Annotated in this window: 9 protein-coding genes; 6 read left to right on the top strand and 3 right to left on the bottom strand. The window is 62.5% G+C overall.

Annotated elements, in window-relative coordinates; all coding sequences use genetic code 11:
• The first annotated feature begins 1 nt into the window (after position 1).
• Entirely contained in the window at positions 2-1,045 is a 1,044-nt protein-coding gene (gene hisC, locus IFT76_RS06510; protein WP_192057677.1) for a histidinol-phosphate transaminase, read from the top strand.
• A 158-nt stretch (positions 1,046-1,203) separates the two neighbouring features.
• Here the strand turns inward: hisC and IFT76_RS06505 are convergent, their stop codons facing one another.
• Entirely contained in the window at positions 1,204-2,028 is an 825-nt protein-coding gene (locus tag IFT76_RS06505; RefSeq protein ID WP_192057676.1) for a hypothetical protein, read from the bottom strand.
• Between the two features lie 301 nt (positions 2,029-2,329).
• Positions 2,330-3,493: a Do family serine endopeptidase AlgW gene (gene algW / locus IFT76_RS06500; protein ID WP_122479491.1), complete on the bottom strand. Its 1,164-nt coding sequence runs from the start codon at positions 3,491-3,493 to the stop codon at positions 2,330-2,332.
• A gap of 114 nt (positions 3,494-3,607) precedes the next feature.
• Between algW and IFT76_RS06495 the strand changes: the two genes are divergently transcribed.
• The 4 genes from IFT76_RS06495 (at position 3,608) to IFT76_RS06480 (ending at position 12,226) form a co-directional block, all read left to right on the top strand.
• The gene (locus IFT76_RS06495) at positions 3,608-4,366 is read left to right on the top strand and encodes a Nif3-like dinuclear metal center hexameric protein (protein WP_192057675.1); all 759 of its coding nucleotides are present in this window, start codon (positions 3,608-3,610) and stop codon (positions 4,364-4,366) included.
• 260 nt (positions 4,367-4,626) lie between these two features.
• Positions 4,627-5,544, top strand: coding sequence for a sulfate adenylyltransferase subunit CysD (cysD, locus tag IFT76_RS06490; protein ID WP_122479489.1), 918 nt, complete (start codon positions 4,627-4,629; stop codon positions 5,542-5,544).
• A gap of 14 nt (positions 5,545-5,558) precedes the next feature.
• On the top strand, positions 5,559-7,457 hold the full coding sequence (gene cysN, locus IFT76_RS06485) for a sulfate adenylyltransferase subunit CysN (RefSeq protein WP_185794041.1): 1,899 nt from the start codon (positions 5,559-5,561) through the stop codon (positions 7,455-7,457).
• 146 nt (positions 7,458-7,603) lie between these two features.
• On the top strand, positions 7,604-12,226 hold the full coding sequence (locus IFT76_RS06480; RefSeq protein ID WP_192057674.1) for a hypothetical protein: 4,623 nt from the start codon (positions 7,604-7,606) through the stop codon (positions 12,224-12,226).
• Positions 12,227-12,305: 79 nt separating this feature from the next.
• On the opposite strand, the gene IFT76_RS06475 is transcribed toward IFT76_RS06480, so the two are convergent.
• Positions 12,306-12,743, bottom strand: coding sequence for a YhcB family protein (locus tag IFT76_RS06475; protein WP_049860598.1), 438 nt, complete (start codon positions 12,741-12,743; stop codon positions 12,306-12,308).
• Between the two features lie 140 nt (positions 12,744-12,883).
• Here IFT76_RS06475 and IFT76_RS06470 point away from each other — a divergent pair, with 140 nt between their 5' ends.
• A complete protein-coding gene (locus IFT76_RS06470; RefSeq protein WP_122479486.1) occupies positions 12,884-13,513 on the top strand; it encodes an alpha/beta hydrolase in 630 nt (209 codons plus the stop codon).
• Positions 13,514-13,526: the final 13 nt, after the last annotated feature.

The following is a 13,526-nucleotide window of genomic DNA, read 5'->3' as shown; positions in this document are numbered from 1 at the left end:
CATGAGCAGATTCTGGAGTCCCTTCGTCAAGAACCTGGTGCCCTATGTGCCCGGCGAGCAGCCCAAGGTTGCCAACCTGGTCAAGCTCAACACCAACGAGAACCCCTACGGCCCATCGCCCAAGGCGATCGAGGCCATGCGCGCCGAGCTGGGTGACGCCCTGCGTTTGTACCCGGATCCCAACAGCGACCTGCTCAAGCAAGCCGTGGCGGACTATTACGGGGTGCAAACCAACCAGGTGTTCCTTGGCAACGGCTCGGACGAAGTGCTGGCGCACATCTTCCACGGCCTGTTCCAGCATGACCAGCCGCTGTTGTTCCCGGACATCAGCTACAGCTTCTATCCGGTCTATTGCGGCTTGTACGGTATTGCCTTCGAGGCGGTGCCGCTGGACGAGCAATTCCAGATCCGGCCACAAGACTACGCCAGGCCCAACGCCGGGATCATCTTCCCCAACCCGAACGCACCCACTGGCTGCCTGTTGCCGCTCGACGCGGTCGAGCAGATTGTTCAGGCCAGCCCGGACTCGGTGGTGGTGGTGGATGAAGCCTACGTCGATTTCGGCGGTGAAACCGCGATCACCCTGGTCGATCGCTATCCGAACCTGCTCGTCACCCAGACTGTCTCCAAATCCCGTTCGCTGGCCGGCCTGCGGGTAGGGCTCGCGGTCGGCCACCCGGACCTGATCGAAGCGTTGGAGCGCATCAAGAACAGCTTCAACTCCTATCCGATCGACCGAGTGGCGGTCGCCGGCGCCGCCGCAGCGTTTGCCGACAAGGCCTACTTCGAAGACACCTGCGCCAAGGTGATCGCCAGTCGCGAAAAACTGGTGCAAGGGCTGAATGAACATGGATTCGAGGTACTGCCCTCGGCAGCCAACTTCATCTTCGCCCGCCACCCCGAACAGGACGCTGCAGCCATTGCCGCCCGCTTGCGCGAAAAGGGCGTGATCGTGCGCCATTTCAAGCAGGAACGCATCGCGCAATTCCTGCGCATCAGCATCGGTACTTCGGAACAGAACCAGGCGTTGCTGGATGCCCTGTGAGCAAGAAGATAAAAGCGGCTGGGCTGAACAAGCCGCTTGACCGGCAGACTTCCCTGGTCGGTTAGACTGCCGGTATAGGGCGCGGGACAGCAGGATAAGTTGTCAGCCGGCTAATGCTTCGCACAAGACCTGAGTGCTGCCGGCAGTGTGTTCATCGCCTAGCGTTTTTTCAAGGAGAATGACCCGAAACGGATACGAGGCCCCGTAAGTGTGATTGACAAGGTGTTCTGAGTAGCCGTGAAGGGTATTGGCGCTATCGACTCACTGGACGTGATATCTGTGTTGGGGACCCCACCACTGCCCGATATCGCGCCGAAGGCGAAGTTTTCCTCCTCGCCTATAGGATTGATGAAGGGCATCACCGTATAGGTAATCACGTAATGACTGCCAGGTTCGATGCGAGTGACCAACTGGCTGACGCGTTGGCCGTTGGCCAGTTGCACGCCGCCGTGCTGCCACTCGCCCCCTCCTCTCCAGTCCGTATTCGGACGCTCGAAGTGGCTATCCTTGATGAGTTCGTCGGGATTGGGAAAGTCATCGACGAGGCTGGGACTCCAGAACTGTACAGGGGTGCTTGCTTCAGAGCTGATTACGACTTCCAGATGAGTCGTCGCCGGTTGGGTTACATGTTCGAGCTCGTATACGAACGCGCCTGTCCTCAGGTAGAAGCTTGCCACCTCTATATCGTTTTCCTTGATGACGACACGGCCGACTTCAGCCACTGCTTGGGTAGCCTTTGATGAGCTATTTAACGCCAAGGCAATCATTCTGAACGTGTACTGTTTGGCTCTCGCTTCTATGGTCACTCCCTGCCTGATGCTGGCCTGATTGACCAGAATCGCGCCAGGCGGTGAAGAGGTGCAGTTGGCGGGGTCCCCTTTGTCGTCCGTGATCCAGTGGGTGAAACCTTGTTCGAACTCTGCGTTCTGTAACAGATTTCCTGGCAGCGCCAGAGGTGTGGTCGTAGGCGTTATGTTAGTCATGATCCATTTTCTCCGTGTGTGTGGCAAGAAAACAGGCTAGCTACGATTGCATGTTCCTGGGTAACTATCTTTTTACAAGCAAAACAGGAGTGATCTTGTATTTTCAGACCGCAGTGGGCTTTTCGCTAAACGCCGGGCGGCCAAGATAATTATCAGGTGAGCGTAATAATCATGAGTATGACGTTCGATACTTCTGCGCGAATAAAAACTTCGAGCGTGTATAGGTGTGTTACATCTGATAGAAATGACGTGACCGAGCTTGCATGCGATAGCCAACCGCCATCCGTTTTTCACTGCATCCCTACTTCTCCTCCTTCTTCACCGCCGCCGGCGCTGGTGGGGGGCGCAGGCCCACTTCGGCGTTGAGGGTGAGTTCCTTGCCCTTGCGCATCACCTGGATGGCGATCCGGTCGCCGGGCTTGGTGCGGGCGACTTGGTTCATCGAGCGGCGACCATCGCCGGCCGGCTCGCCATTGATGCTCAGGATGACATCGCCCAACTGCAGGCCGGCCTTGTGGGCCGGGCCGCCCTGAAACACTCCGGCGACGACGATGCCTGGCCGATCCTTGATGCCGAACGACTCGGCCAGCTCCTCGGTCATCGGTTGTACTTCGATGCCCAACCAGCCGCGGATCACCTGGCCATGTTCGATGATCGACTTCATCACCTCCAGCGCCAGCTTGGTCGGGATTGCGAAGCCGATGCCTTGCGAGCCGCCGGACTTGGAGAAGATGGCCGTGTTGATACCGGTCAGGTTGCCGTTGGCATCCACCAGCGCGCCGCCGGAGTTGCCGGGGTTGATCGCCGCATCGGTCTGGATGAAGTCTTCGTAGGTATTGAGGCCCAGCTGGTTGCGGCCGGTGGCACTGATGATGCCCATGGTCACGGTCTGGCCGACGCCGAACGGGTTACCGATGGCCAGCGCGACGTCGCCGATACGGATGCCGTCGGAGCGGCCGATGGTGATTGCTGGAACGTTCTTCAGATCGATCTTGAGCACCGCCAGGTCGGTCTCCGGATCGCTGCCGATTACCCGGGCCAGGGTCTCCCGGCCGTCTTTCAGGGCCACCACGATCTGGTCGGCGCCAGCTGTCACATGGTTGTTGGTGAGCAGGTAGCCTTCGGGGCTCATGATCACCGCCGAGCCCAGACTCGACTCCCAGCGCCGCTGCTTGGGCAGGTTGTCGCCGAAGAAACGCCGGAACTGTGGATCTTCGAACAGCGGGTGGGCACCTTTGTTGACCGCCTTGGTGGTGTACAGGTTGGCCACGGCCGGTGCTGCAATGGCTACGGCGTCGGCGTAGGACACCGGACCCTGGATGACGCTGGCGCTTTGCGGCGCCTGCTGCAGGTTGACGTCCTGGCTGGGCAGGCCGACCCATTGCGGAAAGCGCAGGATCACCAGCAGGGCGATCAATATGCCGGTCAACAGTGGCCAACCGAAGAAGCGCAAGGCCTTGAACATGGGAACGATCCTGAAGGGTAGCGGGGGGCTGTTTCTTCGGCGCGCAGGGGCGCCATAATGGCCGGCATTATACGGGCGCTCGCGCCGCGCTGAACTGCCTTTGTGGAGACTTTCATGGCTGTGGCACTGAACACGTTGGTCGAAGAAGCCGACCGTTACCTGAGCAGCACGAAGATCCAGGATTACTGCCCCAATGGTTTGCAGGTGGAAGGTCGCCCGCAGGTCATGCGCATCGTCAGTGGCGTGACGGCTAGCCAGGCGTTGCTCGATGCCGCGGTGGATGCCAGGGCCGATCTGGTGCTGGTGCACCATGGTTATTTCTGGAAGGGCGAAAACCCCTGCGTGGTCGGCATGAAACAGCGGCGGCTGAAGACCTTGCTCAAACACGATATCAGCTTGCTGGCCTACCACCTGCCGCTGGATCTGCACGCCGAAGTGGGCAACAACGTGCAGCTGGCGCGGAAGTTGGAAATCACCGTGGAAGGGCCGCTGGATCCGGCGGACAGCCGGGTCGTGGGGCTGATCGGTTCATTGCCCGAGCCCATGCATCCGCGCGACTTCGCCCGTCGCGTGCAGGAAGTGCTGGGCCGCGAACCGTTGCTGATCGAAGGCAGCGAAAAGATTCGCCGCGTCGGCTGGTGCACCGGCGGCGGCCAGGGTTACATCGACCGGGCGATCGCGGCCGGTGTGGACCTGTTCATCAGCGGCGAGGCTTCCGAACAGACCGTTCACAGTGCCCGCGAGAACGACATCAGCTTCATCGCCGCCGGCCATCACGCCACCGAACGCTACGGTGTGCAGGCGCTGGGTGAGTACCTGGCGCGGCGCTTCGCGCTCGAGCATGTGTTCATCGACTGCCCCAATCCTGTCTGATCGTTGGACGGTGGTGCCTGATTCGCGGGCAGAGCTCGCTCCCACAGTGATCCGAGTGATCTCGTGGGAGCAGTGCCTGTGAGATCGAGGCGGCCGGCGAGCCTGTGCCCGCCAAACACGAAACCCTCCAAACCACGAGGTATATTGATATACCCCTTCGATCTAACCACCCCCGATGACCAAACCGGACGCCGTGTTAAAGTGCCCGGCTCGAACACGGCCCGCAGGCCGTCCATAAAGACTGTATTCCGTGAGTAGCCATGGTCGACAAACTGACGCATCTGAAACAGCTGGAGGCGGAAAGCATCCACATCATTCGTGAGGTGGCCGCTGAGTTCGATAACCCGGTGATGTTGTATTCCATCGGCAAGGACTCGGCCGTGATGCTGCATCTGGCGCGCAAGGCCTTCTTCCCCGGCAAGCTGCCGTTCCCGGTGATGCACGTCGACACCCAGTGGAAGTTCCAGGAGATGTACAAGTTCCGCGACCGCATGGTCGAGGAGCTGGGCCTGGACCTGCTGGTACACGTCAATCCCGAAGGTGTGGCGCAGGGCATCAACCCCTTCACCCACGGCAGTTCCAAGCACACCGACATCATGAAGACCCAGGGCCTCAAGCAGGCGCTGGACAAGTATGGCTTCGACGCCGCCTTCGGCGGTGCGCGCCGTGACGAAGAGAAGTCGCGGGCCAAGGAGCGGGTCTACTCGTTCCGTGACAGCAAGCATCGCTGGGACCCGAAGAACCAGCGTCCGGAGTTGTGGAACGTCTACAACGGCAAGGTCAACAAGGGCGAATCGATCCGCGTATTCCCCTTGTCGAACTGGACCGAGCTCGACATCTGGCAGTACATCTACCTGGAAGGCATCCCGATCGTGCCGCTGTACTTCGCCGCCGAACGCGAAGTGATCGAGAAGAACGGCACGCTGATCATGATCGACGACGAGCGCATTCTCGAGCACCTCAGCGAGGAAGAGAAGGCCAGCATCGTCAAGAAGAAAGTGCGTTTCCGTACCCTTGGCTGCTACCCGTTGACGGGCGCGGTGGAGTCCGAGGCGCAGAGCCTCACCGACATCATTCAGGAAATGCTCCTGACGCGAACGTCCGAGCGCCAGGGCCGTGTCATCGATCATGATGGCGCCGGTTCCATGGAAGACAAGAAACGTCAGGGCTATTTCTAGAGCAGGGTCAGAACATGTCGCACCAATCCGAATTGATCAGCGAGGACATCCTCGCCTACCTTGCTCAGCACGAACGCAAGGAACTGCTGCGCTTCCTTACCTGCGGCAACGTCGACGACGGTAAGAGCACCCTGATCGGGCGCCTGCTGCACGACTCCAAGATGATCTACGAAGATCATCTGGAAGCTATCACCCGCGACTCGAAGAAATCCGGCACCACGGGTGAAGAAGTCGACCTGGCGTTGCTGGTCGACGGCCTGCAGGCCGAGCGCGAGCAGGGCATCACCATCGATGTCGCCTACCGTTACTTTTCCACGGCCAAGCGCAAGTTCATCATTGCCGACACCCCGGGCCACGAGCAGTACACGCGCAACATGGCCACCGGCGCGTCCACCTGCGACCTGGCGATCATCCTGGTCGATGCCCGCTACGGTGTGCAGACCCAGACCCGTCGACACAGCTACATCGCGTCCCTGCTGGGCATCAAGCACATCGTCGTGGCCATCAACAAGATGGACCTAAAGGGCTTCGATGAGGGCGTGTTCGAGCAGATCAAGGCCGACTACCTGAAGTTCGCCGAGGCCATCAGCCTGCAGCCAACCACATTGGCCTTCGTGCCGATGTCGGCGCTCAAGGGCGACAACGTGGTCAACCGCAGCGAGCAGTCGCCGTGGTATACCGGCCAGACGCTGATGGAAATCCTCGAAACCGTGGAAGTCGCGGCCGATCGCAACTTCGACGACCTGCGCTTCCCGGTGCAGTACGTCAACCGGCCGAACCTGAACTTCCGCGGCTTCGCCGGTACCCTGGCCAGCGGTATCGTGCACAAGGGCGATGAAGTGGTCGTCCTGCCGTCGGGCAAAAGCAGCCGGGTGAAGTCCATCGTCACCTTCGAAGGTGAGCTGGAACACGCCGGCCCTGGCCAGGCGGTCACCCTGACCATGGAAGACGAGATCGACATCTCTCGCGGCGATCTGCTGGTGCATGCCGCCAATGTGCCGACCGTCTCCGACAGCTTCGAGGCCATGCTGGTGTGGATGGCCGAAGAGCCGATGCTGCCCGGCAAGAAATACGACATCAAGCGGGCCACCAGCTACGTGCCGGGCTCGATCGCCAGCATCGTCCACAAGGTCGACGTGAACACCCTGGCCGAAGGGCCGGGCAGCGCGCTGCAGCTCAACGAGATCGGCAAGGTCAAAGTGTCGCTGGACAGCGCCATCGCTCTGGACGGTTACGACAGCAACCGCACCACCGGTGCGTTCATCATCATCGACCGCCTCACCAACGGCACCGTCGGCGCCGGCATGATCATCGCGCCGGCCGCCGTCAGCCAGGGTGGCAAGGTTCATGGTCGCTCCGCCCATGTGACCACCGACGAGCGCGCCCAGCGCTTCGGCCAGCAACCGGCGACCGTGCTGTTCAGCGGTCTTTCGGGTGCGGGCAAGAGCACCTTGGCCTACGCCGTGGAACGCAGACTGTTCGACATGGGCCGTGCGGTATTCGTGCTCGATGGGCAGAACCTGCGACATGACCTGAACAAGGGGCTGCCACAGGACCGCGCCGGGCGCACCGAGAACTGGCGCCGTGCCGCTCACGTGGCGCGGCAGTTCAACGAAGCAGGCCTGGTGACTCTGGCCGCCTTCGTTGCGCCGGACGCCGCCGGCCGCGAGCAGGCACGCGACCTGATCGGTGCCGATCGGCTGGTGACCGTCTACGTCCAGGCCTCGCCTCTGGTCTGCCGCGAACGCGATCCACAGGGCCTGTACGCCGCCGACCAGGACAACATCCCCGGCGAGTCCTTCCCGTATGACGTGCCGCTGAATGCCGATCTGGTGATCGACACCCAGGCCTCGTCGGTCGATGAAGGCGTCAAGCAGGTGCTCGATCTGCTGCGCAGCCGCGGGGCGATCTAAGCCTCTTGGGGTACTGAACCTGCAGGAGCGGGCAGCGCCCGCTTCTGCAGCTCAATTCCGCCATTTGACCTGCCTTATCTGTCTACCACCCTTCGAGGCCAAAGGTAGCGCCTGCTAGGCGCTCATTTGTCTCGAAGGACCGACCCATGCTTGAACTCCTTTCCCTGAGTGGCGAAGTGGCCAAGGCTGCGCCACTGGCCAGCAGCGTGAGCAAACATTTCTGCTCTCGGCCCACCCTGCGCCAGGTCGCCAGCAATATCCTCGCCAGCGAGCTCTCGGCGCGGTACCCCGACCTGGCACTGGACGTCGACCGCCTGCAGCTGCTCGAACCGCTGGCCACCCAGGCCAGGCCCGATGCCCCGGCTGTGCATGAGGCCCAGCGCTACCGTCGGCTGGCGCTGATCGATGTGCTGATCGACCGTTACATCCATACCCAGCAGCTCCGGCTGATTCAAGGCTATCACCTGCTCGCACATGAGCCGCTGGGCTCGCCTCCGTCGGCCCTGCCGGTGGCGTTGGTGCAGGTGCAGGGCATCGTCAACGAGTGGGGCCCGCAGATCATTACCGCCTACAGCCAGGCACTGTGCGATTACTGGGACCAGGTCCAGGCAGACGGCAGCGATCGCTGGCACTGGCTGGCCTTGGCGCTGCAGTCGCGTCTGAAGGCCAGTATCGAGCGGGACAAAGCTGCCGGACGCCTGGACAGCGAGCAACTGGCGGCGGCCTCGTTGCTGGCGGCGATGCCCACCGCCAGCCTGCGCGCCAGGCATGAAGGTGACCCGATTCAGGCCAGCCTGATCCGCGTGCATGCGACGGGTGCCGGCCTGCAGCGGGAAGCCGAGCTGACCCACGCGCTGGTCATCCGCCGTCGCCTCGGCTTGCAGGGGCGCGAGGTCGTGCTGCTCTACACCCCCGTCAACGGCTTGGAGGGCTTTGCCAACCTGCAGGCGCTGGCGGATGCCTTCGCGGGTCACATGGGCCGCGAATTCACCGGCTCGGCCTTGGAATTGGCCCTGTATACACCTGACGGCGATATCTTCGAAGCTCAGGCGCAGGCGATTCTCGAGCAGCAACTCAATGCCTTGCAGACCCTGGGCGTCTATTGCCAGCAACAACGCCTGGGCACTCGAGCGCTGACGGAGGGCTGCGAAAGCATCACCAGCCTGTTCGACCTCGACACAGCCCAGGAACGCGCCCGGCTCCAGGCGCTTCACAGTGCACTGCCGCAGTGGCTCCGAGCTGCCAGTCTGACCCAGCGTCGCGCGTTCTCCCTGTACCTGGCGGCGTTGGCGATGGTGCGCGATGAGCAGAAAGGCGCATCGTTCCTCGATGCCATACCCACGCTTGAATCCTTTGCCCGGACGACCCTGGTCGAACAGATAGAAGCCGACCATCCCGGCCAGCCGCTGGCCGACCTCGACGACGTTCAAGTGCACATTCTCACCGTGCCCAATGCGCAATTGAGTCTGGTCAATGCCGGCGACATGGCCCTGGAAGATCAACAGATCAGCCTCGCCGAACTGGCTCTGTTCAACCTGTCGGGCCGCCCCCGCGGGCACCTGCTGATCAAGCCGCGCGCGGGTGCGTTGCTGCCGGACTGGGTCGATACCGCCACCATCGAAGCCCTGGTAACCCGCGCCGATGTAGGCGGGCGTTACCTGAAGCTGCTGAATCGGCAACTGCTCGAAGACCCCGTGCAGGCCCCACGTCGCCAAGAGCTGTTCACCCGGCAACTGGCCTATCAGTTGCCGTTGCTGGCGTTGGAGAACACCATCCGCGGTGAGCACGGCTTTACCGAACGGGGATGGCTGTATGTCGAACAGGTCATGAATGGCTTGGGTGACCTGGATGTCGACGGGCATCGTATCGGCCTTCGCAGCCTGGGTTTCCTGCCGGCACCGGGCATGAACGTCGATGCCGTGTGCAACATGTATGTATTCGGTGCATTGGACGGCAGCGGAGTGCAGGTGCTCTACCGACCCTTGTTCAAACCTTGCTTGAGCCAATACACCAGCGCTGCCGCGCTCATGGCCGCGATCAGCGAACCGGGCGATCTGCAGCGCAGCGTACTGGACTGGTTGGGCGAGGGCGCTCGTGCGCGCTATGCCAGCGGCGGCTTTCGCGAGCCGCATCTGCTGCGTTTCGCGCAGGGTTCGGATTTCGCCCCGATCAGCACGCCGGCCCCCGCAGCGCTGCAACTCACAGACATCGCCCCACCGTTGCTCGAGCACCTGTACCGCAGCAACGTACAGGCCTTGATCAACGTCGCGGACCGTCGATCGGTGTCCAGCGAGGAAAGTCGCTGGATCGGGTTTCAGGCGCTCGGCTGGACGCTGTTCAACGCCTTGTTGCCGGTCCTCCCCGGACCGCTGGCCACGGCGGGCTGGCTGGTGCAGGCGATGGCCGCGACGAACGTCACGCTGATTGCGCAGGCTGCGGGGGATTCTGCCGCGGTCGATGATCAGATGTTCGACCTGCTGTTCAACATCGCCTTGGTCCTGCTGGCCCATGACGCTGGGCAGACGCCGACCGGTCGAGGTTTCGGCCAGCCTGCGGCAGGCCGGCAGAACACTGCGCCGGTCCGCAGTACCTGGGCGGCACCGCGCGATGCCATCGCCCACTCCGAAGGCACGCTGAGCTTTTCCTGGACGAGTGCGCAACATCGGCTCGGCACTGATCAGATCAAGGCTCTGGCAGCCTATCGCACCACACCGGGGCCAAGCATGACGCCGCCGTTGGCGCACGGTCGCTATCAAGGCCTGCAGTTGGACGGCGAGCGTTGGTTGCTGGCCCTGGACGGCCACTTCTATGAGGTGGCTGCCGACGAAGACCAGTTGCGCATCGTCGACGGCAAACGCCCACAGCGCCCGGGGCCCTGGCTGGCGCGAGACGAAGTGGGGCGCTGGCGCCTGGACCTGCGCCTGCGTTTGCGCGGCGGCGGGCCCAAGCGTCGCATCGCGGCCTTGCGTGCCAGCAACCAGGCGCTGATGGTGTCCTACAACGCTGAAGTCGTGGCTTTCAACCAGCAGCGTGCAGGCTTGCACCAACGTGTCGACCGGGTGCTCGGCAAGCTTGGACGTGCCATGCAGGCCGGGGACAGCGAACGTCTGACCGGTCTGCGCGAGGCCCTGAGCGAGGCCACCGAAAGCTACCTCGGGGCCTTGCGCACGGTGCTGCGTGCCAGCAAGAAACTCAGTGAACTGGACCCCTATGCCGATCGTTCGAAGGAGCAGGCCGGGGCGCTGTTCCAACTGTGTGAACTGGCCCAGGAGGAGATCGTCAATCTGCGCTACAAGAGCATCGCGTATCGGGACCAGGCCGACCGGCTGCCGGCGACACTCGACGCCTCGGATCTCGATACCGCGCAGTCCGCCGCGTTCTTCGACTTCGTGGCCGACAGCACCGAGGTGATGGATAAACAGATACAGCTGAGCAAGGAGCTGGCCGATTGGAAACGCCAGCTTCAGCGTATGCCCCTCGAAGGCGAGGCCGCCCTGAAAAAGCTCAAGGTGGACTGGATACAGGAGTTGTCGATACAGCGCTGGATCGGTCTGCTGGTCGACGGTCTGGCACTGACCTGCATCCGCAAGATCCCTGCGTTGCAGGAAGCCGAGCGGATCATGGAGTCGGTGGCCGGGCCCGTGCGGTTGGCCGCGCAAACCCATGCAGCCCTCGAGGAGAGCGCCAGCTACAACCTCAATGACCGCGTCGAAGTGCTCAACAGCCTGGACTTGCAGTATGAAGCGGCCCAGCAGGCACTGACCCTGCATGGCGAGCTGCTGGGAGAGCAGTTGCATCGTCCGGCGTTCGACCGCCTGGCCGCGCTGATCGCCGAGCTGCGCGACGATGCGCAGGCGTCGCTGGTGCCACTGGTTCGCGAGCAGCTCAGGATGACCCGCAAGCAGCGCCAGCAGGTGCGCCACAAAAACCTGTACATGACCCACCGTCGAGGCCTGGTGGTCGGCCAGCGACGGCCCAAGCTCAAACCCTCGGACAGCGACATCATCGATGTCATCGACCCGATCGAGAAAAAGGTCGTCGCCTCCTTCGGCAAGGACCTGGCCGAAGGCAACTGGCGTCAGCTTGATGTGGCGCCTGCGCCCCGGCCACGTGCAGTGGCGACGTCGGTCAATGCCGCGGTTCGTCGCGGCAACCGGTTGCTGCAGGGCGCCGACAGTGCGCTTAAGCAAGCCTGGAAACAGGCCGAAAAAGACTACCTGCCAGGCGAGGTCGAAGATCAACTCACCCTCTACGCTCGCCAGCTTGACGACAGCGCCGACGCCGTCGAACAGCAGCTCACCCGGCACAATGCGGTAGACCAGGCCACCAGCCAGCACGCGTCGGCCCATGGCCGCGCCCAGTTGTTCCGCGACAAGGCCGGGCAACTCGTCAAGGACGGCAGGCTGATTCGTATCCACATGATCAAGCGCCAGGCGCCCACGGCTGCGCGGGTCGACTACCTCTACCGCGAGCAGGCCGTGCGCATCAGCCGCGTGGGCGGGCGCAGCAAGCTCAAGCGCTCGTCGGGTTTCCTCGAGGAATACCTGATTGCCGACACCACGGGAACGCCGTTGTGGTACGCGCATTTTCACTACCGAGAGCTTCGCTCGCCCCGCGATCAATACACCACGGCGCATCTGAAAACCGTGGAGCAGCGCTTCGATGGCGTGGAACGGCAGAAGGCCGATGAAGCTGCCGGACGCGAGGTGATCGGCATTCTGCGTAGGGAGATCAAGGCGCCTTGCGACGAGGTGTACCTGAGCCTGTAGGAGCACGAGGCCCTGCAGCGGGCATAAAAAAAGCGGGACCTGAAAACAGGGCCCGCTTCTCGATCGGCGCCAGTGAAACCTACTTGCGCTTCAACCCATACTGCTCGTCCAACATGCCAGGCGAGTTCGCTGCCTTGGGTGCGTAGTCGCGAGGCGGCTCGGCGTCGCGTGGTGGCGTGAGGCGCTCGCGGTGAGGCTGCGGGGCGTCCGAGTGCAGGGCGGCCAGCAGGCGCTGACGGGTCAGCTCGTCCAGGGCCAGACGGTCGGCGCCTTCGGCCAGGTGATCCTGCACTTCCTGATAGCTCTGGGTCAGTTTCTTGACCAGGATCGCGGTGCTGTTGAAGTGGGTGACCACTTCGTTCTGATAGGTGTCGAAACGTTCCTGGATGTCATCGAGCTGACGCTGCGTGCCATTGGGTACGGCGCGAGGCGCCAGGCGTGCGACGGCAAAACCGATGACCACACCGACCACCAGGGCCAGGGTCGGCAACAACCAAACTAAGAGCGAGAGTTCCACGAGTCCTTCCTCTATAAACGGCTTTGCTTTACGTTAACGGCTCGGACCTGCGCTGTATACCGCGCGCTTGCGCAAATTCGCAGGACGCAATCTTTCCAGCTAGACGAGTCGACCCTTCTTGAGGTCACGGAGTTCATCACTTGCTCATCCGCGAAACCGCAGTTTTCATCGACGGCCCCTCGGGCTCACTCGAAGCGTTGTACCTCGACACCGCCGATGCCACCGGCATCGCGTTGATCTGCCACCCCAATCCGGTACAGGGCGGGACCATGCTCAACAAGGTGGTGTCCACCTTGCAACGCACCGCGCGCGACGTCGGCCTGTCGACCCTGCGCTTCAACTACCGAGGCGTGGGCGCCAGCGCAGGCAGCCATGACATGGGCACGGGGGAGGTCGACGATGCCCAGGCCGTGGCTGCCTGGCTGCGAGCGAAACACCCCGAGCTGCCGCTGACGATTCTGGGCTTTTCATTTGGCGGTTTCGTTGCAGCCACCCTGGCAGGTCGTCTGGAAGCCCAGGGCGAGGCGGTGAAGCATCTGTTCATGGTCGCTCCTGCGGTGATGCGGATGACTGAAAGCCTGCCGCAACAGGCCACGTTGACCGTGATCCAGCCGGACGCCGACGAAGTGGTCGATCCGCAGCTGGTCTACGACTGGTCCGACAACCTCGATCGTCCCCATGAGCTGCTGAAAGTGGCAGAATGCGGGCACTTTTTCCACGGCAAGCTGACCGACCTCAAGGATCTGCTGCTGCCGCGCCTTTCGAACTGATGCCTGTCCACGG

Source organism: Pseudomonas sp. CFBP 13727 (assembly GCF_014841915.1).
Lineage (GTDB): Bacteria > Pseudomonadota > Gammaproteobacteria > Pseudomonadales > Pseudomonadaceae > Aquipseudomonas > Aquipseudomonas baltica.
Note: the sequence above shows the minus strand (reverse complement) of the source record. Positions and strands in the feature narration are given on the sequence as shown.

Coding starts and splice junctions, on each gene's coding strand:
- hisC (WP_192057677.1), top strand. CDS start 2: ATGAGCAGATTCTGGAGTCCCTTCGTCAAGAACCTGGTGCCCTATGTG.
- IFT76_RS06505 (WP_192057676.1), bottom strand. CDS start 2,028: ATGACTAACATAACGCCTACGACCACACCTCTGGCGCTGCCAGGAAAT.
- algW (WP_122479491.1), bottom strand. CDS start 3,493: ATGTTCAAGGCCTTGCGCTTCTTCGGTTGGCCACTGTTGACCGGCATA.
- IFT76_RS06495 (WP_192057675.1), top strand. CDS start 3,608: ATGGCTGTGGCACTGAACACGTTGGTCGAAGAAGCCGACCGTTACCTG.
- cysD (WP_122479489.1), top strand. CDS start 4,627: ATGGTCGACAAACTGACGCATCTGAAACAGCTGGAGGCGGAAAGCATC.
- cysN (WP_185794041.1), top strand. CDS start 5,559: ATGTCGCACCAATCCGAATTGATCAGCGAGGACATCCTCGCCTACCTT.
- IFT76_RS06480 (WP_192057674.1), top strand. CDS start 7,604: ATGCTTGAACTCCTTTCCCTGAGTGGCGAAGTGGCCAAGGCTGCGCCA.